This is a genomic window from Pseudomonas juntendi (genome assembly GCF_009932375.1).
In the GTDB taxonomy this organism is placed as follows: Bacteria; Pseudomonadota; Gammaproteobacteria; order Pseudomonadales; family Pseudomonadaceae; genus Aquipseudomonas; species Aquipseudomonas juntendi.
On sequence record NZ_BLJG01000064.1, the window covers coordinates 1 to 22702 of the forward strand.

The window sequence follows — 22702 nt, forward strand, 5'->3', positions numbered from 1 at the left end:
TATTGAGGCATGCGCCAAGGCGTTCGCGCGCAAATCCCACAGGCATAATTGGCCCGAAACAAACGTAGGAGCGAGCGCAGCTCGCGATGCGCCGCGCGGGCGGCGCTCGATCTCACAGGCGCTGCATACCTTGTGGCAAACACCTATCAGCCCTGATGCGCCCCCTGTGGGCTGGCTTGCCGGCGATGGGCTGCAAAGCAGCCCAATGGCGGCCACCAGGGCTTGACTGACGGGCATTACCCGGCTGCCGCGCTTACAGGAAGGTGAATACCTGCGCTGCCGGCAAGCGCGACTTGCCCAGGCCGGCATTGAAGTCGGCCTCACTGCGATAGCCCAGGCAGAGCATCACCACGCTGGTGAACCCCCGCTCGCGCAAGCCCAGTTCGGCATCCAGCAGCTTGCTGTCGAAACCTTCAATGGGCGTGGCATCCAGCCCCAGCGCCGCAGCACCCAGCAACGCCGTGCCCAGGGCCAGGTAGGTCTGTTTCTCCATCCAGTGCTGCACGTCCTTCAGATCGAAGCGGTGCAGGTCAACGTAGTGACGGCGGCTCTGGTTTTGCGCCGCGCGCGCCTGGTCGTCCCGGAAACGCCCGTCGGCGGCCTCCTGGTCCAGCACGCTGTCCAGGTGCGCTTCAGTCATTTCGGTACGGGTGCAGAACACGATCACGTGCGAAGCATCGAGCAGCTTCGGCGTGTTGTAGGCGTAGCCCTGCGAGGTGCTCTTGGCCAGCCGGGCCTTGCCTTCGGCGCCGTCGGCGACGATGAAGTGCCAAGGCTGGGAATTGACCGAGGACGGGCTGTGGCGCAGTTGCTCGAGCAAGGCATCGACCGTGGCCTGGGGAATACGGCGTGAGGCATCGTAGGCTTTGGTGGTGTAACGGCGCTTGGCCAGCGAGACGGTATCCATGCAACGACTCCAGGTATGAGCAGTGAATTTGCCGCTCATCTTATCTTTCCTGCAGAAAAGAAAAACCGGCACAATGCAGCAACACTTTCGGCCCTGGAGTGAAAATGCTGCGCATCGCAGACCTTGAGCTGTTCGCCCGTAGCAGCGTGCTGGGCAGCTTCACCGCCGCTGCCCATGAAGCGGGCTTGCTGCCTGGCCAGGTGGCTGCGGCCATCAAGCGCCTGGAGCGCGACCTGGACGTGCGTCTGTTCGCCCGCACTACCCGCAGCCTGCGCCTGACCGCAGAGGGCGAGCGCTACCTGCCGACCGCACTGAATGTGCTGGAGAGCCTGCGCCAGGGCCACGAGGACCTGCATGGCAACCCTGACACCCTGCGCGGTACGCTGCAGGTGTCGGCGCCCTCCGACATGGGCCGCAACATGCTGTTGCCATGGCTCAGCGCCTTCCGCCGCGAGCACCCGGCGTTGCAGGTGCGCTTCTTTCTCTCTGACCAGATCGCCGACCTCAACCGTGACCCGGTAGACGTGGCCATCCGCTATGGCCACAACCAGGACGCCAACTACATCGCCCTGCCGCTGGCTGCCTGGAACCGCCGGGTGCTGGTCGCCTCGCCCGACTACCTGGCCCGCCACGGCCGCCCACTCACCCCCGATGCGCTGCAGCAGCATGCATGCCTGTTGTACATGCAGCACAACCGGGTGTACGACAAATGGCAACTGGGCAACCGCACCGTGCAGGTGCGCGGGCCGCTGGTCAGCGACGACGCCGACGTCATCCGCCGTTTGGCCGTACTGGGTGAAGGCATCGTGTACAAGTCGTGGCTGGACGTCAGCGCCAACATTGCCAGCGGCGAACTGGAGGTCGTTCTCCCCGGACTGCTCGGCGAATCGACCCCGGTCACGCTGGTTTGCCCGCATCGCAAACAGCTCACCCCGGCGGTAACCCAACTGCACCTGTGGCTACGCGAGCGCTTCGAGGCGCTGCGTGAACCGGCACTGGCCAGTGGCTGCACAATTGTTCCAGACTGAACTCAACCGTTACGCTAGGTTGGCGTTTTGAATCGGCGGCATGCCCCCATGAGCAACTGGATAGACTTCAAGCAGGACGCCGACACCGGCATCGAGTCGGTGCGGGCGCATTTTGTCGGGCATGCCTACGACCCGCACTGGCACGACAGCTTTCTGGTGGGCGTCACCGAACAGGGGGTACAGCAGTTCAATTGCCGCCGGGTGCGCCACCGCAGCACACCCGGGCAGGTGTTCTTGCTCGAGCCTGGCGATATTCACGATGGCCTGGCCCCCACCGAGGAAGGCTTCACCTACTCCACGTTGTACCTGGACCCGCTCTGGCTCGACCAGCAATTGCGGTCGCTGTTCGAGCACGCGCCGGGCGGCAGCCTGCCGAGCTTTGCCGACACCCTTTGCCATGACCAACGTTTGGCAAGCGCCACCGCCCTCGCCTTCCGCGCGGTTCACGACCAGGACTTGCGCATCGTCCGGCAAACCGCCACCGACGAATTGCTTGCCCGCCTGACCTGCCACCTGCAATGGCGCCGGCGCATCAACCCCGACCCGCGCCTGCCGCTGAGCGCGCAGCGCGCGCGGGACTACCTGCATGCCAACCTGGAACGTGACATTGGCCTCGACGACCTGGCCCAGGCCTGCGGCATCGACCGTTTTCGCCTCACCCGGGCGTTCAAGGCCGCCTTCGGCATTCCCCCGCATGCCTACCTCATCCAGCTGCGCCTGACCCGGGCGCGGCGGCTGCTCGCCCAAGGCCAGAGCTCGGCGCAAGTGGCCGTGGCCTTGGGCTTTGCCGACCAGAGCCACCTGGGCCGCTGGTTTCGCCGTGCCTACCAGCTGACGCCGGCCGACTACCGCAGGCGCTGCTCAAACCTTCCAGACTGAACCGCTTGGCAACAGCGAGCATGGGGCTTTGATGCTCTGGAGCGTTCCCATGTCTCAGTCGATGCTGCCCTTCATCCTGTTTGCTTTGGTCGCCAGCCTCAGCCCGGGGCCAACCAACCTGTTGATCCTGGCGCACGGCGCCCGCCTGGGCGTACGGGCCAGCCTGTTGCCGATCCTGGCGGCCTGCTGCACGGCAGCGACAATTGTGCTGCTGGTGGGCCTGGGGCTGGGCGAGCTGTTGCTGCGCCACCCACTGGCACAGCAACTGATGAGCTGGGCCGGAGCGCTGTGGTTGAGCGGGCTGGCGTGGAAAATGCTGCGCAGTGCCGGGGCACCGCTGCACGCGGGTACGGCGCAAGGCTTCAGCGCCCTCAGCGCCGCCTTGCTGCAGGCGGTCAACCCTAAAGTGTGGTTGATGGCCGTGGCGGTGGTGGGGGTGTTTGCCGCCCCCAGGTTACCGATATGGCAGCTGGCGTTGGTGTTCTGCCTGGTTGCCCTGCCGTGCATGGGGGCATGGGCGGTACTGGGGGCAGGCAGCGCCCGCTGGTTGCAGGCGCCGCAGCGGTTACGGGTGTTCAACCAACTGTTGGCGGGGCTTTTGCTGATTTCAGCATGGGCGGCTGTGCTGGCCTGACGCCCTGCCACTGGTTTGGGCTGCCGCGCAGCCCATCGCAGGCCCTGACCGGTCAGTGCGGTAGCGCCTCCCGCAAGCGCCGGGCGCTGGCCACGGCCAGCAACAACCCGACCACCGCCACACTGCCACCCACCAGGCCGATGTACGCCACATCCAGCCGGCTGCTGACAATGCTGCCCAGCAGGGCCCCACCCCCGATGCCGATGTTGTAGATACCCGAGAACAGCGCCATGGCTACGTCGGTCGCATCAGAGGCCAGCTTCAAGGTCCTGGACTGCAACGCCAGGCTGAAGCTGAGGATCGCTACCCCCCACAACATGCTCAGCACCGCGAACACGTAAAAGTTGCGTGACAGTGGCAACAGCAACAGCAGGCACGCCGCCAACACCCCCATCGAGCCCAGCAGGAAACCCTGCGGGAAGCGCTCGCTGTAGCGGCTGAACAACACTGAACCCAGTACCCCTGCCCCCCCGAACAGCAACAGCAACAGCGTGGTGCGCTCGCCGCCGATCTGCGCCACGTGCAGAGCGAATGGCTCGATATAGCTGTACGCGGTGAATTGCGCAGTAATCACCAGGGTCACCAGCAGATAGGTGATGACCAGCGCCGGGCGCCTGAACAGGACCGGCAGGCTGCGTAGCGACCCGGAGTTCTGGCTGGGCAGCAGCGGCAACGACTTCATCAGGCACACCATGGTCGCCAGCGCTACCACGGCAATGCTCAGGAAGGTGATGCGCCAGCCCAGCGCCTCGCCCACCACACGCCCGAGCGGGATGCCAAGCACCATGGCCAGGGTGGTGCCGGTGGCCAACAGGCCCAACGCCTTGGCCTGCTGCCCGGGCGGCGCCACGCGCACCGCCAGCGAAGCGGTAATGGCCCAGAACACCGCATGCGCCAGGGCAATGCCGATGCGACTGACCAGCAGCATGGCGAAGCTTTGCGACAGCCAGGACAACAAGTGGCTGACGATGAACACCATGAACACCAACAACAGCAAGCGCCGCCGTTCGATGTTACGGGTCAGCAGCATCATCGGCAGAGACGCCAGCGCCACCACCCAGGCATAGATGGTCAGCATCAGGCCGACCTGGGCAGTGCTCATGTCGAAGCTGCCGCCAATGTCACTGAGCAGCGCCACCGGAACGAATTCGGTGGTATTGAAAATGAAGGCCGCCAGGGCCAAGGCGATGACGCTAAGCCAACTGCCGCTGCCCGTGCCGGGTGGCAGGTGGCTGGGTACAGGTCCGTTCATTGTAGAAAGAGAGTCTCCGTGAAAAAGCAACAGGTCGCGCGCCAGGGCCCCGGTCTATGGGGTTGCCGACGTACGCATTGTCATGAATAGGAATGCCGGCATGGTACGCGTCACACCCGGGGCCAACAACCGCAAGTCGGGCATAAGGAGTACCATGCCCACTTGAAGTGAAACACGTTGCAGCAAGGAGCCCGATCCACTCATGGACAAGCAGTACCCCCAGCAGCAATGGCAGCAGGCGGTCATCGCCTATGCCCAGGCCGTCAACGACTACGTCGCACAAGGCCGCGCCCAAGGCTGGGACAATCTTCAAGAGCCACAAGTGCCCGCGACCGACCACCTGCTCGACGCCTGGCTGGCAGCCTTGCAGGCAGCCAACCGCCCGGGCTGCAGTGAGCAGCAACGCCAAGCCTTCCGCCAAGCCTGGCCGCCTGCCCACCAACCGCTGGTACCGTTGCTCGATGAGCATGGCCAGGGCATCAGCAATGTCCTGCTGCTGGACGACGGTAGCCTGCTGGCGCGCATCGGCATGCCGCACGAAAAAGGCCAGGTGCTGCGTATCGATCGCCATGGGGTCACCCCGGTGATCGGCGTCGAGTACTTCGGCCGCTGCCCGGCCCGCCGCTACTTTGCCCTGGGCAATGCCGAAGGCGTCCGGGTGACCGCTGGCTGGGGCGGCCCGCAGGTACAGCGCCTGGCCTGGCCGACCGGCCTGGAAGGGTTGCCGGCCGGCTACCCGTTCGAGCCGTTCGACCTGCCACCCGCGCCCACCGCATTGATCCCTTTCCCGGACGGCCAACGCGTGCTGCTGGTCAGTGCCGATGGCACCTTCGTGTTGGCCAGCGACGGCGCAACCCGCCTGCTGCCGCACCAGGCGCGGGTACTCGACGCCCTGGCCGAAGGCACCGAGCCGGAGGACATCAGCCTCGGGCTGAGCATGGAGCACGGCGCGGTGTCGGCCGATGGCCGCTGGGTCGTGGTGGGTGAGCAAGGCAGCCGGCACCTGGTGCTGGACGACCGGCTCGGGTTGGTGGCCGAGATTGGTCGCGGCGGCGAATACCCGCATTTCGCGCTGTTCAACCAGCGGGGTGACCAGTTGCTCCTCAACGCCTGCCACTTCTACAGCGGTGCCACGCTGGCGGTACGGGTAGCCGACCTGCCGGGGCTGCGCACCGATTACTACAGCCAGGACCCGCGCACCCCACTGGTGCAGGATGGCGCGCGTGTCTATGCCGGGGTGGCTCGCGCTGGCGAATACATCATCGGTGATGCCTACGGCTACCTGCGGGCCTTTGGCGAAGATGGCCAGGAGCATTGGCAGCACTACCTGGGCTCGACCATCAGCGCCATGGACATCAGCGCCGACGGGCGTACCCTGGTGGCCGCCAGCCATGCCGGGATTGTGGCGGAGATTGCCCTCGACAGCGGCCGGCCGGCGTGGCAGATCGGTACCGGCGCGCATGGGGAGGTGCGCCGGTGGCTGTTCTGGAAGGGCTGGGACAAACCGCTGGCCTGGTAGCCAAGCCTGCCCCGGCCTGCCAGCCGGCCGCTTCGCGGCTTGCCCGCATAGCGGCCGACGCAGGCCCCGATCAGGCCTGCAGCGTGGCCATGTCGATCACGAACCGGTATTTCACATCACCGGCGATCATGCGCTCGTACGCCTGGTTGATATTGCGGATGTCCAGCATCTCGATATCGCAGCGGATATCGTGTTCGGCACAGAAATCCAGCACTTCCTGGGTCTCGGCGATACCACCAATCAACGACCCCGCCAGCACCCGACGCTTCATGACCAGGTTGGCCGCATGCACGGCCGGGTCGATCGGCTCGATCAGGCCGACCAGAATGTGCACCCCGTCGAACTTCAGCGTTTCCAGGTACGGGTTCAGGTCGTGCTGCACCGGAATGGTATCGAGCAGGAAATCGAAACGGTCGGCCGCAGCGCGCATCTGCTCGGCATCGGTGGACACGATCACATGGTCGGCGCCCTGGCGCCGCGCTTCTTCGGCCTTGGCCTGGGAGCGGGTGAACAAGGTCACTTCTGCGCCCAGCGCCTTGGCCAGCTTGATGCCCATGTGGCCCAGCCCGCCCATGCCCAGGATGCCGACCTTGTGCCCCGGGCCGACACCGTGGTGCTTGAGCGGCGAATAGGTGGTGATACCGGCGCACAGGATCGGCGCGGCGCTGGGCAGGTCCATGCCGGCCGGAATGCGCAGCACGAAGTGCTCGCTGACCACGATGCTGCTGGAGTAGCCGCCCATGGTGTTGCTGCCGTCGACCCGGTCCGGGGTGGCGTAGGTCATGGTCGGGCCTTGCTGGCAGTATTGCTCCAGGTCCTTGGCGCACGCCTCGCAGTGGCGGCAGGAGTCGACCATGCAACCCACGCCTACCAGGTCACCTACCTTGTAGGCGGTGACCTGTTCGCCCGTGGCGGTGACCCGGCCGATGATTTCGTGGCCAGGCATCAGCGGGTATACGGCAATGCCCCATTCGTTGCGCGCCTGGTGGATGTCGGAGTGGCACACGCCACAGTACAGGATCTCGATGGCGACATCGTCCGGGCGCGGGCTGCGGCGCTCGAAAGTCATGGGCGCCAGGGGGCTGGTAGGGGTTTGGGCGGCGTAACCGATGGCGGTATACATGCTGGACCTCGCTGTAGAATGAAACGATTCAGTGTGGCAATTGTGCCCACCATTCGCCCTCGCGCCCACGGCTGATTCTCCGGCATGCATGCCTGATTCTCCGAACCTGCCTTTGTGCCAGTGGCGCTATGCCGTCAATCTGCGATCATTAGGCTGTCTGATCCTCTGCCCTGGTTCATCATGCAACTGACCCGCCACGTCGATGCCAACGCGCCCCTCTGCGCCCTGATCCGCTGCCTGGCCACGCGCCCGGGCTTCGTGCCTACGCACCTGCCACAGGTGCAAGTACTGAGCTGGGACCACTATGTCGCCAGCAGCCCGCAGATCTACGAGCCCAGCCTGATGATCCTGGCCCAGGGCAGCAAGCTGGCGCGCCTGGGGCCACGCACCCTTGAGTACGGTGCCGGCCACTACCTGGTGCAGGCGTTGTCGGTGCCCTTCATGTGTGAAACCTTCGCCACCCGCGAGGCGCCGTTGTTGGGCGTGGCGGTGGACATCGACCGTGGCGTGCTGGGTGAACTGGTACAAAGCATGGATCTGGCGCCAGACCCTGCCGTGCAGGCGCAAACACCGCAATCGATGACTTCCGCAGCACTGGATGCGCCCATGCGCGACAGTGTGGAGCGCCTGCTGCAGTGCCTGCAGGACCCACTGGATGCCAAGGTCCTGGGCCCGGCGAGGGTGCGTGAAGTGCTTTACACCGCGCTGCGCGGCCCGCAGGCTGGGGTGTTGCGGGCGCTGGTGGAACAACAAGGGCACTTTGCCCGTATCGGCGCCGCCCTCGCCCACTTGCGCGAGCACTACAGCGAGCCCCTGAGCGTGGAGGCGCTCGCGGCGCGGGCCAACATGAGTGTTTCGACCTTTCACGAACACTTCAAGCGCTGCACCGACATGGCGCCCATGCAATACCTCAAACGCCTGCGGTTGCTCAAGGCCCAGCAAATGCTGATCGGCGAAGGCCTGGGTGTTGCACAGACGGCGCACCGGGTGGGCTACCAGAGCACCTCGCAGTTCAGCCGTGAATACAAGCGCCAGTTCGAACGCAGCCCAGGGGATGAACTGCCCTACCAGAGCTTGCCGGTTTGACTGAAGGGCGGCGGGCAATCACCCGTCAGTCCCCAGGCGTGGCACTTGAGGGCGCCAGTGGCCATTGCGCCAACGGCCAGTAGGCGCCCTTGCGCGATTCATACAACGTGAAGTGCGGGGCGCCGAGGAAAAACGCCGGCGCACTGCCGGCCTCTGGCAAATCGCCGCGATAATCCCTGGCAAGCGTCAGGTGCGGGCGGTAATCGCGCTTGTCAGCTTGCCCGGCAAAAGGCAGCAGCGCCTGCTGCAGGCCGTACACCAGGCGCATCAGCGCTGCTGGCACCTGCTGCGCCTCCAGTACCAGGGCGCTGGAGCGCTGCCACACCTGCAAGCGGTCAAGTGTCAACCGGGGTACCCTGCCCGGCAGCGCCAGTTGATCGACCGTCGCACAGATTGCCGGCACCAGGGCGGCATCCACATCGCCCAGGAACAGCAACGTGACATGAAAGTTGGCGGCCGGCACCGGTTTGCCGCTGCGCAGGTTCAGGCCGCGACGGAACTGGGCCAGAGCGCGGCGCTGGACATCGCTGACCGGCAAGGCGAAAAACAGCCGCTTGAACGGGCTGCCGCTGGGGCGTACATCATGAACCATGGTGACTCCTGGGCATGAAACGTTTGCGCACGACTGTAGGGCATTACACCAATGTCGGCCCACGGTTTCGTAACAATAAGTACAAACTGCCCACATGATTGTTTATGCTGGCGGGCTTATGCCATGGCGCATGGCCTTATTTTCGACAAGTAACCGTCCATGAAAATTGCACTCGTCCTCCTCTTCGTTCTCTCGATCGCGTACGTTCACCTGCGCGGTCGGGTCCGTCACAAGCTGACCCGCCAACTGGGCGACCACTCCAGCTTTCTGGCCCCGATCAACAGTTTTCTGTACCTGTTTTCCAAACACCCGGCCAAGCCGTACTTGCCGGTGGATGCCTTTCCCGAACTGAAGCCGCTGCAGGAGCACTGGCAGGAAATTCGCGAAGAAGGCCGGCAATTGCTGCAGGTAGGCGAAATCAAGAAGTCCGAAAACTACGACGACGTGGGTTTCAACTCGTTCTTCAAAACCGGCTGGAAGCGCTTTTACCTGAAGTGGTACGGCGAAAGCCACCCGTCGGCAATGGCCCTGTGCCCACGCACCACCGAACTGCTGCAAGGCATCGGCACGGTCAAGGCGGCCATGTTCGCCACCCTGCCGCCGGGGGCCAAGCTGGTGCGCCACCGTGACCCGTATGCCGGCTCCTACCGCTACCACCTGGGCCTGGACACACCGAACGACGACGCCTGCTACATCGATGTAGACGGCGAGAAATACTCATGGCGCGACGGTGAAGGGGTGGTTTTCGATGAAACCTACATCCACTACGCGGCCAACAATACCGAGCACAACCGCATCATTCTGTTCTGCGATGTCGAACGCCCGCTCAAGTACCGCTGGGCCAGCGCGTTCAACCGCTGGTTCAGCCGCAATGTCATGGCGGCTGCCGCAGCCCCCAACACCGCCGGAGACAAGACCGGCGGCATCAACCGGCTGTTCACCCGGATCTACAAGATCCGGGAACGCGGCAAGGCGTTGAAAAAGCGCAATCGCACGCGCTACTACCTGGAGAAGTGGGCGGTGGTGGCTGCGTTGCTGCTGGTGTTCATCTACATCTGAGCCCGGCCGCTGCCAGCGGCCTGTGCAGGTTGTGCGAAGGTGCAGCCAAAGGCATGACTGGGCATGCACCAAAGTACAAGCCGCACGTTCGCCACGCTTCGACTAGCCTGAAAGCTCCATTCGCAACCACCCCAAGGTGACGACGATGAGCATGATGGACTGGGATGCCTACCGAAAGCAGTTGATGGCCGGCATCGGCGATCTGAAGCAACTTTCCCCCGACACCGTGGCCGGCTACATGACCGCCAGCGGCGCCGGGGCCAAAACCGGTCATCTGGACGCCAAGACCCGCGAACTGATCTCCCTGGCCGTGGCGGTAACCACCCGTTGCGACGGCTGTATCGCCGTGCATTCGCAGCAAGCGGTGAAGCATGGCGCCACCCGTGAGGAGATTGCCGAGGCGTTGGGTGTGGCGGTGGCGATGAACGCGGGTGCGGCGCTGGTCTACTCGGCCAGGGCCCTGGATGCAGTGGGCAAGGCCACCGGTTGAACCCGAACGGCGCCGCCCTTGCGCGACGGCGCCGTGCCCCGCAGACTGGGCGGCTCAACCCGCGCAGGAACCCGCATGATCCACATCCGCCCCATGACGGCCGAAGACTTCGAGCGCTTCTGGCCCACCTTCCAGGCCACTGTCCAGGCCTGCGAAACCTATGCCTACGACCCGGCCCTGAGCTTCGAACAGGCCCGCCACCTGTGGCTGGAGCTGCCTTTGCGCACCTTGCTGGCCGAAGAAGAGGGTCAACTGCTGGGCTCGTACTACCTCAAGCCCAATGCGGCGGGGCCCGGTGCGCATGTCGGCAATTGCGGCTACATGGTCTGCGCCCAAGCGCGCGGGCGCGGCGTGGCCAGGTTGATGTGCGAGCACTCGCAGAAACTGGCGCGCCAGGAAGGCTTTCTGGCCCTGCAGTTCAACTCGGTGGTGGCCACCAATGAAGTGGCAGTCGCCCTGTGGCACAAGCTGGGGTTCGAAACGGTTGGCCGGCTGCCCAAGGCCTATCGCCATGCCCGGCTGGGGCTGGTGGACTGCCTGGTAATGTACAAGTGGCTGGCCGATGAGCCAGTGGCAGAAAAGCCGCCGCTGCTGATCGGGCGCAAGAATATCGAAGCCCGGGTTTCGCGGCGGCGTGGGCGCTGATCGTTCTTCACGATCTGCCTTGACGAAAGCACCGCCAGGTGCTCAGATGCGCGCCAGTTTCAGGTGCCCTACGCCGCCGCGCGCAGGGTGAAACGGGAAGCCGGTGCGTCGTGTTGATCACGACAAGTCCGGCGCTGCCCCCGCAACGGTAAGTGAGCGAACCCTTCGAGATACCACTGTGCTCAGGCATGGGAAGGTGAAGGTTTCATGCCCCTCGCAAGCCCGGAGACCGGCCTGAAGCTTCACTTGGCACCCCGCGGTGGGCGGGCGCAGGCCGGTATCCGTGCGCGCGCCTGCCTGTACGGAGCCCTCCTTTGCGTGTTTTCCACCGGGATCCATTCATTCCTGCAGCAGTGGAACGACATGTCCCGTATGTTCAAGCTTCACCCCCTGGCGGCCTGCCTGGCCGTCACGCTCCCGGCCCTGGCCGATGACCGCGGCCCGCAGCCCCTGGCATTGCCCTCCACAGCCATCACCGACACCCTCGACAGCCATGCCAGCGACTTGGCCACGCCGACCCAGGCCGGCTCGCGCCTGGGGCTCAGCGCCCTGGAAACGCCAGCCAGTACCAGCAGCATCAGCGCCGAGCAGATCCAGCAGCGCAACAACCTGACCGTGCAGGATGCCGTAACCCGCTCGCCAGGCATTACCTTCATCGGCTCCCCCGGCGACGGTGGCACCGGCCTGTCCGCCCGTGGCTTTGCCGGGCACGGCTCGGTCATGACCTTGTTCGATGGGGCCCGCCTGTTCACCGGAGCCGGCACCCAGACCTTCCCGGTCGACCCGTGGATGGTCGAACGTATCGATGTGCTTCGCGGCCCGGCATCGGTGCTCTACGGCGAAGGCGCCACCGGCGCGGTGGTCAACGTCATCCCGAAAAAACCGGTTGCCGGTACGGTGCGCAACCAGCTGCGGCTTGGGTATGGCAGCTGGGACCGCCAACAACTCGGCCTGGACAGCGGTGGCAGCCTCAGCGAGCGCCTGAGCTATCGCCTGACGCTGAACCAGCAAGCCGGCAATGGCTGGGTGGACCGCACCCCCTCACGCAGCCTGGCGCTAAGCGCGGCCCTGCGCTTCGATGCCAGTGACGACCTCAGCTTTACCCTGGCCCATGAGCGCGGTGCGGCGCAGCCTGCCAATTACTACGGCACGCCGCTGATCGACGGCCATTACCGCAGCAGCCTGCGCAAGAAAAACTACAACCTGCAGAACGACGTGCAGCGCTACGACGACCAGTGGACCCGCCTGACCACCGACTGGGCACTCAACGACCACCTCAGCGCCAGCAACCAGCTGTACTACATCAGTAGCCGCCGCCATTGGCGCAACGCCGAGCAGTATGAATGGGACGCCGGGCGCCAGCAGTTGCTGCGCGGCAGCTACCTGGAAATCAAGCACGACCAGGAACAGTTCGGCGACCGCCAGACCTTCACCCTCGACCATTCGCTGTTCGGCCTGGCCAGCAGAACCGTGCTCGGCGCCGAGTACAACAAGGTGCGCTTCAACGTCGACAGCAACAGCCCCTACAACGACGTAGGCGGTGACTACATTGACCCGTGGCAGCCGCAGCCGGGCGTATTCCACAGCGGGTCGCCGCTGCGCCCGCAAAGCCTGTCCACCACCCATACCTTTGCCCTGTTCGGCGAAAACCGCTTGCAACTCACTGAGCGCCTGTCGCTGGTGACCGGGGTGCGCCGCGACCAGCACCACATCGACCGCGACAACCTGACCAATGCCAGCCGCAGCGACCGCAGCCTGCAAGGTGGCAACTGGCGTGCGGGGCTGGTGTATGCACTCAGTGACGCGCTGTCGCTGTATGGCCAGTACTCCACCAGCGAGGATGGAGTCAACAACCTGATAAGCCTCAGCCCCAACCAGATGCACTACGACCTCACCCAGGCGAAACAGACCGAGGTGGGCCTCAAGCAACGTTTCTGGGGCGGGGATGGCGAATGGACCTTGGCGGCCTACCACATCGTCAAGCAGAAGCTGCTGGTAGACGACCCCTTCACGCACCAGCCCCAACAGGCTGGCCAGCAGACGTCGGATGGGCTGGAGGCAACCGTGGAACTGGCGCTGGCCCACCAGTGGCGGGTGTCTGCCAACGCAGCGCTGCTGCGCGCCCGGTATGACGCGTTTGACGAACAGGTGGGCGCAGCGGTGCAGGACCGTGCCGGCAACCGCCCGGCCAACGTGCCTCGGCGCACCGCCAACCTGTGGCTGAGCAAAGGTATTGGCCAACAGATCGAGGTGGGGGTGGGCGCGCGCTATGTGGATGAACGTTACGCCGATAACGCCAATACCCAGAGCGCCCCAGGCTATACCGTGGTCGACGCCACGATCGGCTGGCAGGTTCTGCCGCAGGTGAAACTGGGGTTGCAGGTGAACAACCTGTTCGACCGCGAATATGTGCAGGCGGCGTTCAGCGGCCAGCAATGGCTGATGGGAACGCCACGTTCCTACTTTGCGACGCTGGACTACAGCTTCTGAAGTGAGCAGCCCGGGTTGGCGTAGCGCAGCTTCACCGCGACAAGCCAACCCGGCGCTGAGCAAAAAACCTACCTGTCCATGGCTATATGGATATAACATAACATTTCATTCAGACTTTTTTCACCAGCGACCCTCCATGACAAGCGCCAGCCCCACCCCCACCCAACTCAACCAGCGCCTGCAGAGCATCGACGCCCTGCGCGGTCTGGTAATCCTGTTCATGCTCCTGGACCACGTGCGCGAAACCTTCTTCCTGCACCGCCAGGTCAGCGACCCGATGGCCATCGATACCACCGAGCCGGCACTGTTCGCCAGCCGTACCCTGGCGCACCTGTGCGCGCCGGTGTTCGTGCTGCTGACCGGGCTCTCGGCCTGGCTGTATGGCGAAAAGCGCCAGGGCCGTGGCGATGTCGCGGCGTTCCTGTTCAAGCGCGGGCTGTTTCTGGTGGCGCTGGAGTTCACCCTGGTCAACTTTGCCTGGACGTTCCAGCTGCCGCCCACGGTGATCTACCTGCAGGTGATCTGGGCCATCGGCATCAGCATGCTCGCCCTGTCGTTGCTGGTGTGGCTGCCACGCCCGGCGCTGCTCGGCCTGAGTGCCGTCATCATTGCCGGGCATAACCTGCTCGACAGCCTGCACTTTGCCCCGGGGTCGGCCCTGCACGTGCCCTGGGCGATTCTGCATGACCGCGGCTGGCTGACGTTGTCCGACACGCTGCGGCTGCGCACGTCCTACCCGGTACTGCCGTGGATCGGGGTGATCGCCCTGGGCTACTGCATTGGGCCATGGTTTGCCCGCGGCAGCCAGGCCGGGCCACGTCAGCGCTGCCTGCTGCTTGGCGGGCTGCTGGCGCTGCTGGGCTTTTTCGTGCTGCGCGTGTTCAACGGCTATGGCGAAGCCGCGTGGAGCAGCTACCCCACGCTCACACACACCCTGATGAGCTTCTTCAACCTCACCAAGTACCCGCCTTCGCTGTTGTTCCTGGCACTGACCCTGGGCTGCGGCCTGCTGTTGCTGCGCGCATTCGAGCGCGCCGGCCAGGCCCGCTGGATCAGCACCCTGGCGGTGTTCGGTGCAGCGCCGATGTTCCTCTACCTGCTGCACCTGTATGTGCTGAAGCTGCTGTACCTGGCCTGCGTGGCGCTGTTCGGCAGCAACCACGGCAGCTATTTCGGCTTCGACGGCGTCGCGGCGGTATGGTGCGTGGCGCTGTTGCTGGCGGCTTCGCTATACCGGCCGGTGCACTGGTTCGCCCGGCTGAAACAGCGGCGGCGCGACATCCGCTGGCTGAAGTACTTCTGAAAAGCGTTTTCACCCGGCGGCGCGATGGTCTACCATGCGGGCCGCCGGTTTCCATCACGGAATCAATAGGGAATCCCCGGCCCGCCAATACGGGCCAAACGGAACTGCCCCCGCAACTGTAAGTGCCGAGCCTGCTCCATCGACGCCACTGGGTGTACTACCCGGGAAGGCCGGAGCCGGGCCGTGACGCACCAGTCAGGAGACCTGCCGGCCAACATTCACCAACCGGCGGGGTGCCCGGGATTGGCCATTGTGTTGCCTTTGCCGCTGGCAAGGGCGCGGCGATGTCTGTCCGTGCGTTCATTCCGTGAACTGTCCGATAGGAGATCGCCCAGCATGCTGCCCCGCTTCGCCACCCTGCTTGCCGGCCTCAGCCTCAGCGGCCTGGCCCAGGCCGCCGCCACCCAGTACCCGCTGACGGTGGACAACTGCGGTAAGCCGCAGACCTTTGCCCAGGCCCCGCAGCGCGCCGTGACCATCGGCCAGGCCGGCACCGAGATGCTCTATGCCCTGGGCCTGGGTGACAAGCTCGCGGCGAGCTCGCTGTGGTTCAACAATGTGTTGCCCGAATACCAGGCCGTGAACGCCACGGTACCGCGCCTGGCCGACAACGAACCCAGTTTCGAGGCGGTGGTTGGCCAACGCCCGCAACTGGTGGCCGTGCAGTTCGAGTGGATGGTCGGGCCGCAGGGTGTGGTCGGTACGCGCGAACAGTTCGCCGAACTGAACATCCCCACCTACCTGTTGCCCTCGGACTGTGAAGGCAAGGACAACCTGATCGGTGCCGACGGCACCCGCCTGCAGGCGTTCCAGGTCGACAGTATCTACAAGAGCGTCAGCCAGCTGGCGGAGATCTTCGATGTACAGGCGCGCGGCGTGGCCCTGAACGCCGAGCTCAAAGGCCGCCTGGACAGCGCCCGCGCGCAATTGGCGGGCAAGGACCTGTCGGGCACCTCGGCACTGTTCTGGTTCTCCAGCGCCAACCTGGTCATCGACCCTTACGTCGCGGGCCGCCAAGGGGTCGCCGACTTCATGCTGCGCACCCTGGGGGTGCGCAATGTGGTCGAGTCCAGCGAGGAGTGGCCCACCGTAGGTTGGGAAACCCTGGCCAGGGCCAACCCCACCTGGCTGATCATCGCCCGCATGGACCGCCGGCGTTTCCCCGCCGACGACTACCAGAAGAAGCTGGCATTCCTGCGCAGCGACCCGGTAACCCGCAACATGGACGCGGTGAAACACGACCGCATCATCATCCTCGACGCCGACGCCATGCAGGCGGGTATCCGCCTGTTCCGTGGCGTGCAAACGTTGGCGGCCGCTTTTGCCAGCGGTAAAGCCAGCCAGTGATCAGTCGACTGTCAGCCTGTATCGGCCTGGCCGTGGCCGCACTGCTGGCGGCCCTGCTCGCCGGCACAGCCATTGGCGAAACCGGCCTGGCACCGCGCGTGGTCGGCCAGGTGCTGGCCAACCAGCTGTGGCAAGCCGGTTATCCGGTCGACCCGATCGATGCCGGGATCATCTGGAACTATCGCCTGACCCGCACACTGGTTGCGGCGGCCTGCGGTGCCGGCCTGGCCACCTGCGGCGTGATCCTCCAGGCGCTGCTGCGCAACCCCCTGGCCGAGCCCTACCTGCTGGGGCTGTCCGCCGGCGCTTCGACCGGTGCCGTACTGGTTGGCCTGCTGGGCCTGGGCAGCCTGGCTTTGAGCATGTCGGCCGGCGCCTTCATCGGTGCCCTGGCGGCCTTTGCCCTGGTGCTGGTGCTGGCCCGCGCGGCAGGCCCTGGCAGCAATAACGCCCAGGTGATTCTGGCCGGTATCGCCGGGTCGCAACTGTTCAATGCCCTGACGGCATTCCTGATCACCAAGTCGGCCACCGCCGAGCAGGCACGGGGCATCCTGTTCTGGCTGCTGGGCAACCTCAGTGGCGTGCGCTGGCCCGCAGTATGGCTGGCCGTACCAGTGGCACTGTTCGGCTTGCTGGTGTGCCTGTGGCATCGCCGCGCGCTGGATGCCTTCACCTTCGGCGCCGACTCGGCAGCTTCGCTGGGCATACCGGTGCGGCGCACCCAGTTACTGCTGATCAGTTGCGCGGCGCTGGTAACGGCCGTGATGGTGTCCATCGTCGGCGCCATCGGTTTCGTCGGGCTGGTCATTCCACACGCCCTGCGCCTGCTGCTCGGCCCCGGACACAGCCGCCTGCTGCCTGCCAGTGCATTGGGCGGGGCACTGTTTCTGATTGCCGCCGACATCCTCTCGCGCACGCTGATCAGCGGCCAGGTCATACCGGTGGGCGTGGTCACCGCGCTGCTTGGCGCGCCTGTCTTCGCGCTGATACTGGTCAGCCGCCGGGGGCGCCCATGACGGTCATGGCTGCATTCCAACTGGCGCCGCTGAGCTGCCAGGATCTCGGCCTGCAACTGGCCGGCAAACGGGTGCTGCACGACATCCACCTCAACCTGGTGGCGGGTGAAACACTCGCGATCGTCGGCCCCAACGGCTCAGGCAAGTCTTCGCTGCTGAAGGTGCTGGCCGGCCTGCGGCAGCGTGCAGTTGATGGGCGAGCCACTGGCAGGCATGCCTCGCCGGCGTGTGGCCCAATGCCTGGCACTGGTTGAACAGCAGGCCGACACCCTCGATGCAATCAATGTGTTCGACGCGGTCGCCTTGGGCCGCACGCCGTGGCTGTCAGCCATTGCGCCGTTCTCCAGTGCGGACCGGGCGATTGTCGAGCAGGCACTGGCCGACCTCGACGCCTTGCACCTGCGCGCTCGCCTTTGGGGTTCGTTGTCCGGTGGCGAGCGCCAGCGCGTGCATATCGCCCGCGCCCTGGCCCAACGGCCGCAGGTGCTCCTGCTCGACGAACCGACCAACCACCTGGACATCCAGCACCAGCTGAGCCTGCTGCAACAGGTACAAGCCCTGCAGGTGACCACCCTGGTGGCCCTGCACGACCTCAACCAGGCGCTGACCTGCGACCGCGTTGCAGTGCTCGACAAAGGCCGGCTGGTCGCCCTCGGCACGCCGTTCGAGGTACTGACCCCCGAGTGCCTGCTGCACACCTTTGGTGTTCATGGCCATTACCTCACCGACCCCTGGGACGGCACACGCATCCTGCGCTTTCGCGCCCCCTGAGCTACCGGCAGAAGCCTGGGTAGCCCAGGCGCCTGGCCTGCTCAGCCCAAGCGCAGTTGCATGTGCGTGGTTTGCCAGACCGGGTCTGGCTCCACGTCCACGACAGCGAAGCCTTGCCGCTCCCAGAACGTGATGGCCCCCGGCAGGAATGGGTGGGTATGCAGGTAAAGGCAACCGATGCCAGCCTGCAGCGCCTGCTGGCGCAAGGCGCCGAACAACGCGGCGGCAAGCCCGCGCCTGCGGTACGCCGGCAGCACGAACAGGCGCACCACTTCAACGACGCGCTCGCCAGCATAATCAAGCTGGCTGAAACGGTGGTCGTAGGGCAGGTAGCCGATCACCCCGACCAGGCGCTCATCAACCCGGGCTTCCAGGAAGCAGCCCTCGCCTTCAAGGTAGGTTTCGCTGAAATGCGCCAGGTCCCGGGGCAACGGTGCATTGGCCAGCGCCGGAAACAGCTCGCGGCGCGCGCTGTCGACAAACGCCAGCACTTGGCCAATGGCATCGCGGGTAACAGGTTGCAACGTCCAGTTCGGCATAAGGTTCAAGCCTGAGTGTTGGGTGCACGGTTCTAACCCAGCCGGCCGTACAAGGCAAATCGCAGGGCTCGTCGCGGCAGGGCTGACCTCGCTATAATCGGCAGCCTTCACTGCCCGACCAGGCCACGCCATGCCTCGCATCCAGAAGTTGCTGTTGCCGCTGTTGCTGATTGCTGCCGTTACCGCCTGCGACCAGAAGCCCTCCCGTGAAGAGCAGATTCTTGCCCAGCTGCCGCTGCAGGATGCCTACGACCACAACATCCAACGCATGGCCGGGCTGCTGGCCCGCCAGCACCCACGGCTGGCGCGTGCCACCATTGAAGATGTGCTGCGCAAGCACCTGACGGTAGAAGACCAGCGCCAGGACCTGTTCCGCCTCTACAGCAAAGAGCATTTCAGTGACGCCGAGTTCGCCACCATTGTCGCGGCCACCCAGGACCCGGCCAAGGCCCGTGCCCTGGAAGACACCGATGCTGGCCGGCAACTGAGCGACAAACTCACCGGCCTGATGCGTGAAACCGCCCGCGACCCCAAGGTGCAAGCATTGGCCGAGCAGCGCATGCAGCAGGTGCAAGACGAACTGAACGCCTTGGACAAGGCAGGTTCATGAGCGCGACCGGCACGGTCGCTTCCGTTTCGTAGCCCTATTCGAACACTCGAGGTCAGGATTGCCACACGCCAAGCACGGACTGCGCCTGGATCTACGCACACTCATTCTGGTGCTGTGCGCCCTTACTGCCGTGGTCATGCTGTGCGCCAGCTATTTCGCCAGCTACCGGGTACAGCGCCAATTGCTGATCGACCACGCGCTGGAAGCCAACCGGGTGTATGCGGCCAAGCTGGCCAGCATCACCGATGCATTCATCGGTAATGCCTTGCAGCAACTGGCGTTCAGCGCCAGCGAGCAAGGCCGGCAACTGAACGATCCCGCCGCCTTGCAGCGCGAGACCGACCGGGTGCTGGGCCAGAGCATGGCGTTCAATTCCACGTTCGTGATCGATGCCAATGGCGTGCTGCTGGCGATATCCCCCGCCCCGCTACGCCACATGGTCGGCACCCGGATGCAATCGCCAGGCGTGCAGGAGGCATTGCAGGAGCGCCGCGCGCTGGTGTCGACACCCTACCTGTCGGCGGCCAACAACCTGGTGGTGGCGCTGACGCAACCGGTCGTCGACGCCAACGGCCGCTACCTGGGGTATGTCGGTGGCAGCCTTTACCTGCGGGAACGCAACATCCTCAACCGCCTGCTCGGCGAGCACTTCTACAAGGACGGTTCGTACCTGTATGTGGTCGACCGCAATCGCCGGTTGCTCTACCACCCCGACAGCCAGCGGGTGGGTACCGTCGTGCAGGGCAATGAGCTGATCGACCAACTGACCACCCTGGGCAACGGCACCCGCCAGCTGACCAACAGCCAAGGTGTGGAGATGGTCGCCGGCTTCGCCACCGTGCCCAGCGCCGGCTGGGGCGTGGTGGCACAGCAGCCACTGGCACAAACCATGATGCCGCTCAGCCGCCTGGTGCTGAACGTGGTCGGTACTTCCGCGCCGCTGGCCCTGATAGGCTGCTTGCTGCTGTGGTGGCTGGCCCTGATCATCGCCCGCCCACTGTGGCAACTGGCTGCAGGTGCCCGCTCGATGGACCGCCCCGGCACCGCTGAGCGCTTGCATCGCGTGCGGGCCTGGTACTTCGAGGCCGCAGAGCTCAAGCGCGCCTTGCTGTTCGGCTTGAACTTGCTGCAGGCGCGCATCGGCAGGCTCAACCGCGATGCCCAGACCGACCCCCTGACAGGCCTGGGCAACCGCCGCAGCCTGGAGCTCAACCTGTCGCTGCTGGAAGCCGAAGGCCGGGCATTTGCAGCCATCGTGCTGGATATCGACCACTTCAAGCAGGTCAACGACAAGCATGGGCATGTGGTCGGTGACCAGGTGCTGCAGCGGCTGGCCGAGCTGATGCGCGGCTGTTGCCGCGAGGGTGACCTGCTTTGCCGCACCGGCGGTGAAGAGTTTCTCATGCTGCTGCCTGGGGCCAGCCTGGAGGTGGCCGCCGCGGTCGCTGAGCGCCTGCGGGTGACGGTGCAGGAAACGCCGATCCAGCCGGTGGGCTCGGTGACCCTGTCACTGGGGGTGGCCCACTGGAACGGCGAGCCGGGGCGCGAGCCGGAAACCGTGCTGAGCGAGGCTGACCTGGCGCTGTACCGGGCCAAGCAGGATGGGCGCAATCGCGTCGCTGTCGCCTGATTGCCTGGCGCCCGCTGCGCTGCCGGGCACACGCCGTGTCGATGGCGGTTGATTCAGGTATCCCGAGGTCGTCCTCGACAAAGCGCTTTGCGCTGCCCGGTTATCTACTGGCAGGCATAACAATGATGGCGCGGCCAGACCGCACCACGTTCATCATGCCTGCCAATGGAATCGGAGAGCACCCGCATGTCCGCACCTCATGAGGTATCCCCCGCCACCCTGCGCAGGGTGATCGCCGCCTCGGCCATCGGCAACTTCGTCGAATGGTTCGACTTTGCCGTATACGGCTTTCTCGCCACGCTGATCGCCAGCCAGTTCTTTGCCAGCGAAGATTCCAGCGTCGCCTTGCTCAAGACCTTTGCCGTGTTCGCGGTGGCCTTCGCCTTGCGCCCCCTGGGCGGTATCGTGTTCGGCGCCCTCGGCGATCGGCTGGGGCGCAAGCGCATCCTCTCTCTGACCATCTTGCTGATGGCCGGCTCCACCACCCTGATCGGCCTGTTGCCGACCTACGCCAGCATCGGCCTGGCCGCGCCGGTATTGCTGACCTTGGCGCGCTGCCTGCAGGGGTTTTCTGCCGGTGGCGAATACGCCGGGGCCTGCGCCTACCTGATGGAACACGCGCCCAACGACAAGCGGGCTTTCTACGGCAGCTTCGTACCGGTTTCGACCTTTTCCGCGTTCGCCTGTGCGGCGGTGATCGCCTATAGCCTGGAAGCCAGCCTGTCCAGCGAAGCCATGGCTGCCTGGGGCTGGCGCATTCCGTTCCTGATCGCCGCGCCACTGGGCCTGGTCGGCCTGTACCTGCGCTGGCGCATGGAAGAAACCCCGGCATTCCGGGAAGCCGTGGCCCAGGGCAAGGAGCACGAGCATTCGCCACTCAAGGAAACCCTGCGCCACCACGGCCGGGCCATTCGCAACCTGGGGGCGTTCATTTCGCTGACGGCGTTGTCGTTCTATATGTTCACCACCTACTTCGCCACCTACCTGCAACTGGTCGGCAACCTGACCCGGGCGCAGTCGCTGCTGGTCACCACCGTGGCCCTGCTGTTCGCCGCCATCGGCTGCCCGCTGGCGGGGGCGCTGTCGGACCGGTTCGGGCGGCGCAAGACCATCGGCTTCACCTGCCTGTGGGTGATGCTGTGCGTGTTCCCGGCCTACTGGCTGGCCAGCTCCGGCTCGATGCCGGGGGCCCTGCTGGGGGTGATTCTGCTGGCGGTCGGCGCGCTGTGCAGCGGGGTGGTGACTGCGGCATTGCTGTCGGAGAGCTTCCCGACCCGGACCCGCTACACCGCTTCGGCCATTACCTACAACGTGGCCTATACGCTGTTCGGTGGCACCGCGCCGCTGGTTGCGACCTGGCTGATCGGGCAGACCGGCAGCAGCCTGGCGCCGGCGTTCTACTTGGTGGTGATTGCGTTGGTGGCTTTGCTCGGCGGGCTGGCGTTGCCGGAAACGTCCCGGATATCGCTGCATGATGAACCCAACGCCGAGGGTGTAGGCCAAGGCGTTCAAGGCTCGGTTTGAGATCCTGGGGCTGCCGTGCAGCCCATCGCGACACAAGGCCGCGTGTGTCTTGAGAGGGGATTAGAGTCTGGAGTGAGAGCGGCGAATGACAAGCTGGATGCCGCAGGTGCCTAGAGCCCGCTCCCACAACGAATCGCGCAGGCTTTTCAAAATTTGAGAAAGACAGTTGCTCCTGCAAGTACGGCGGCAACTCCAAGCCAGCGCAGCCCCCATGGAGGGAGCGGGCATGCCCGCGAACACCGGCGCAGCCGGTGCCAG

Annotated in this window: 20 protein-coding genes, 2 pseudogenes and 2 riboswitches; of the genes and pseudogenes, 17 read left to right on the forward strand and 5 right to left on the reverse strand. The window is 65.2% G+C overall.

Annotated elements, in window-relative coordinates; all coding sequences use genetic code 11:
* Positions 1–226: pseudogene (locus GYA94_RS27900) on the forward strand (hypothetical protein); the annotation flags it as partial.
* 27 nt (positions 227–253) lie between these two features.
* Here GYA94_RS27900 and nfsB read toward each other — a convergent pair.
* Entirely contained in the window at positions 254–907 is a 654-nt protein-coding gene (gene nfsB / locus GYA94_RS09440; RefSeq protein ID WP_110679505.1) for an oxygen-insensitive NAD(P)H nitroreductase, read from the reverse strand.
* Between the two features lie 104 nt (positions 908–1011).
* On the opposite strand from nfsB, the gene GYA94_RS09445 reads away from it, so the two are divergent.
* Genes GYA94_RS09445 through GYA94_RS09455 form a run of 3 tightly spaced genes read left to right on the forward strand, consistent with a single transcriptional unit; the run spans position 1012 to position 3448 of the window.
* Positions 1012–1935 (forward strand): LysR family transcriptional regulator, encoded by a 924-nt coding sequence (locus tag GYA94_RS09445; RefSeq protein WP_161892190.1) that lies wholly within the window; start codon positions 1012–1014, stop codon positions 1933–1935.
* Between the two features lie 48 nt (positions 1936–1983).
* Positions 1984–2814, forward strand: a complete 831-nt coding sequence (locus GYA94_RS09450) for an AraC family transcriptional regulator (RefSeq protein ID WP_161892191.1) — start codon at positions 1984–1986, stop codon at positions 2812–2814.
* A gap of 49 nt (positions 2815–2863) precedes the next feature.
* The gene (locus GYA94_RS09455; RefSeq protein WP_161892192.1) at positions 2864–3448 is read left to right on the forward strand and encodes a LysE family translocator; all 585 of its coding nucleotides are present in this window, start codon (positions 2864–2866) and stop codon (positions 3446–3448) included.
* Between the two features lie 52 nt (positions 3449–3500).
* Here the strand turns inward: GYA94_RS09455 and GYA94_RS09460 are convergent, their stop codons facing one another.
* Positions 3501–4700 carry a sugar transporter gene (locus tag GYA94_RS09460; protein WP_161892193.1) on the reverse strand — a complete coding sequence of 400 codons (1200 nt, stop codon included), beginning with the start codon at positions 4698–4700 and terminating at the stop codon, positions 3501–3503.
* A 202-nt stretch (positions 4701–4902) separates the two neighbouring features.
* Between GYA94_RS09460 and GYA94_RS09465 the strand changes: the two genes are divergently transcribed.
* Positions 4903–6219: a hypothetical protein gene (locus tag GYA94_RS09465; protein ID WP_161892194.1), complete on the forward strand. Its 1317-nt coding sequence runs from the start codon at positions 4903–4905 to the stop codon at positions 6217–6219.
* 70 nt (positions 6220–6289) lie between these two features.
* On the opposite strand, the gene calA is transcribed toward GYA94_RS09465, so the two are convergent.
* Positions 6290–7342, reverse strand: a complete 1053-nt coding sequence (gene calA, locus GYA94_RS09470; RefSeq protein ID WP_009683969.1) for a vanillin reductase — start codon at positions 7340–7342, stop codon at positions 6290–6292.
* A gap of 180 nt (positions 7343–7522) precedes the next feature.
* On the opposite strand from calA, the gene GYA94_RS09475 reads away from it, so the two are divergent.
* A complete protein-coding gene (locus tag GYA94_RS09475; RefSeq protein ID WP_029884985.1) occupies positions 7523–8428 on the forward strand; it encodes an AraC family transcriptional regulator in 906 nt (301 codons plus the stop codon).
* A 25-nt stretch (positions 8429–8453) separates the two neighbouring features.
* On the opposite strand, the gene thpR is transcribed toward GYA94_RS09475, so the two are convergent.
* Positions 8454–9020: an RNA 2',3'-cyclic phosphodiesterase gene (gene thpR / locus GYA94_RS09480; RefSeq protein WP_110679501.1), complete on the reverse strand. Its 567-nt coding sequence runs from the start codon at positions 9018–9020 to the stop codon at positions 8454–8456.
* Positions 9021–9179: 159 nt separating this feature from the next.
* Here thpR and lpxO point away from each other — a divergent pair, with 159 nt between their 5' ends.
* The 8 genes and pseudogenes from lpxO to GYA94_RS09520 all read left to right on the forward strand — a co-directional run bounded on the left by lpxO (position 9180) and on the right by GYA94_RS09520 (position 18141).
* Positions 9180–10079 (forward strand): lipid A hydroxylase LpxO, encoded by a 900-nt coding sequence (gene lpxO / locus GYA94_RS09485; RefSeq protein WP_110679500.1) that lies wholly within the window; start codon positions 9180–9182, stop codon positions 10077–10079.
* A gap of 145 nt (positions 10080–10224) precedes the next feature.
* Positions 10225–10569 carry a carboxymuconolactone decarboxylase family protein gene (locus GYA94_RS09490; protein WP_161892195.1) on the forward strand — a complete coding sequence of 115 codons (345 nt, stop codon included), beginning with the start codon at positions 10225–10227 and terminating at the stop codon, positions 10567–10569.
* Positions 10570–10644: 75 nt separating this feature from the next.
* Positions 10645–11214 carry a GNAT family N-acetyltransferase gene (locus GYA94_RS09495; protein WP_029884981.1) on the forward strand — a complete coding sequence of 190 codons (570 nt, stop codon included), beginning with the start codon at positions 10645–10647 and terminating at the stop codon, positions 11212–11214.
* A 44-nt stretch (positions 11215–11258) separates the two neighbouring features.
* Positions 11259–11466, forward strand: a riboswitch (cobalamin riboswitch).
* 111 nt (positions 11467–11577) lie between these two features.
* Positions 11578–13704 (forward strand): TonB-dependent receptor, encoded by a 2127-nt coding sequence (locus GYA94_RS09500; RefSeq protein WP_161892196.1) that lies wholly within the window; start codon positions 11578–11580, stop codon positions 13702–13704.
* Positions 13705–13840: 136 nt separating this feature from the next.
* Entirely contained in the window at positions 13841–15007 is a 1167-nt protein-coding gene (locus tag GYA94_RS09505) for an acetyltransferase domain-containing protein (protein ID WP_161892197.1), read from the forward strand.
* Between the two features lie 28 nt (positions 15008–15035).
* Positions 15036–15233: riboswitch (cobalamin riboswitch) on the forward strand.
* A 110-nt stretch (positions 15234–15343) separates the two neighbouring features.
* Entirely contained in the window at positions 15344–16354 is a 1011-nt protein-coding gene (locus tag GYA94_RS09510; RefSeq protein WP_054911910.1) for an ABC transporter substrate-binding protein, read from the forward strand.
* Positions 16354–17370 (forward strand): FecCD family ABC transporter permease, encoded by a 1017-nt coding sequence (locus tag GYA94_RS09515; protein WP_029884977.1) that lies wholly within the window; start codon positions 16354–16356, stop codon positions 17368–17370. The genes GYA94_RS09510 and GYA94_RS09515 overlap by 1 nt, the downstream gene beginning before the upstream one ends.
* Positions 17367–18141: pseudogene (locus tag GYA94_RS09520) on the forward strand (ABC transporter ATP-binding protein). The gene GYA94_RS09515 and the pseudogene GYA94_RS09520 overlap by 4 nt, the downstream one beginning before the upstream one ends.
* Before the next feature lie 41 nt (positions 18142–18182).
* On the opposite strand, the gene GYA94_RS09525 reads toward GYA94_RS09520, so the two are convergent.
* On the reverse strand, positions 18183–18680 hold the full coding sequence (locus GYA94_RS09525; RefSeq protein WP_009683983.1) for a GNAT family N-acetyltransferase: 498 nt from the start codon (positions 18678–18680) through the stop codon (positions 18183–18185).
* A gap of 130 nt (positions 18681–18810) precedes the next feature.
* Between GYA94_RS09525 and GYA94_RS09530 the strand changes: the two genes are divergently transcribed.
* From GYA94_RS09530 to GYA94_RS09540, 3 genes are all read left to right on the forward strand, one after another.
* The gene (locus GYA94_RS09530) at positions 18811–19290 is read left to right on the forward strand and encodes a hypothetical protein (protein ID WP_110679497.1); all 480 of its coding nucleotides are present in this window, start codon (positions 18811–18813) and stop codon (positions 19288–19290) included.
* Positions 19291–19348: 58 nt separating this feature from the next.
* On the forward strand, positions 19349–20920 hold the full coding sequence (locus tag GYA94_RS09535; protein ID WP_110679496.1) for a sensor domain-containing diguanylate cyclase: 1572 nt from the start codon (positions 19349–19351) through the stop codon (positions 20918–20920).
* Positions 20921–21106: 186 nt separating this feature from the next.
* The gene (locus GYA94_RS09540; protein WP_054882023.1) at positions 21107–22444 is read left to right on the forward strand and encodes an MFS transporter; all 1338 of its coding nucleotides are present in this window, start codon (positions 21107–21109) and stop codon (positions 22442–22444) included.
* The last annotated feature ends 258 nt before the right edge of the window (positions 22445–22702 follow it).

Bases quoted from the DNA above. Each gene is read 5' to 3' on its own strand.
- GYA94_RS09540 (WP_054882023.1), top strand. From the start codon at position 21,107: ATGTCCGCACCTCATGAGGTATCCCCCGCCACCCTGCGCAGGGTGATC.
- GYA94_RS09450 (WP_161892191.1), top strand. From the start codon at position 1,984: ATGAGCAACTGGATAGACTTCAAGCAGGACGCCGACACCGGCATCGAG.
- lpxO (WP_110679500.1), top strand. From the start codon at position 9,180: ATGAAAATTGCACTCGTCCTCCTCTTCGTTCTCTCGATCGCGTACGTT.
- GYA94_RS09500 (WP_161892196.1), top strand. From the start codon at position 11,578: ATGTCCCGTATGTTCAAGCTTCACCCCCTGGCGGCCTGCCTGGCCGTC.
- GYA94_RS09505 (WP_161892197.1), top strand. From the start codon at position 13,841: ATGACAAGCGCCAGCCCCACCCCCACCCAACTCAACCAGCGCCTGCAG.
- GYA94_RS09490 (WP_161892195.1), top strand. From the start codon at position 10,225: ATGAGCATGATGGACTGGGATGCCTACCGAAAGCAGTTGATGGCCGGC.
- GYA94_RS09460 (WP_161892193.1), bottom strand. From the start codon at position 4,700: ATGAACGGACCTGTACCCAGCCACCTGCCACCCGGCACGGGCAGCGGC.
- calA (WP_009683969.1), bottom strand. From the start codon at position 7,342: ATGTATACCGCCATCGGTTACGCCGCCCAAACCCCTACCAGCCCCCTG.
- GYA94_RS09510 (WP_054911910.1), top strand. From the start codon at position 15,344: ATGCTGCCCCGCTTCGCCACCCTGCTTGCCGGCCTCAGCCTCAGCGGC.
- thpR (WP_110679501.1), bottom strand. From the start codon at position 9,020: ATGGTTCATGATGTACGCCCCAGCGGCAGCCCGTTCAAGCGGCTGTTT.
- GYA94_RS09530 (WP_110679497.1), top strand. From the start codon at position 18,811: ATGCCTCGCATCCAGAAGTTGCTGTTGCCGCTGTTGCTGATTGCTGCC.
- GYA94_RS09495 (WP_029884981.1), top strand. From the start codon at position 10,645: ATGATCCACATCCGCCCCATGACGGCCGAAGACTTCGAGCGCTTCTGG.
- nfsB (WP_110679505.1), bottom strand. From the start codon at position 907: ATGGATACCGTCTCGCTGGCCAAGCGCCGTTACACCACCAAAGCCTAC.
- GYA94_RS09455 (WP_161892192.1), top strand. From the start codon at position 2,864: ATGTCTCAGTCGATGCTGCCCTTCATCCTGTTTGCTTTGGTCGCCAGC.
- GYA94_RS09525 (WP_009683983.1), bottom strand. From the start codon at position 18,680: ATGCCGAACTGGACGTTGCAACCTGTTACCCGCGATGCCATTGGCCAA.
- GYA94_RS09465 (WP_161892194.1), top strand. From the start codon at position 4,903: ATGGACAAGCAGTACCCCCAGCAGCAATGGCAGCAGGCGGTCATCGCC.
- GYA94_RS09445 (WP_161892190.1), top strand. From the start codon at position 1,012: ATGCTGCGCATCGCAGACCTTGAGCTGTTCGCCCGTAGCAGCGTGCTG.
- GYA94_RS09475 (WP_029884985.1), top strand. From the start codon at position 7,523: ATGCAACTGACCCGCCACGTCGATGCCAACGCGCCCCTCTGCGCCCTG.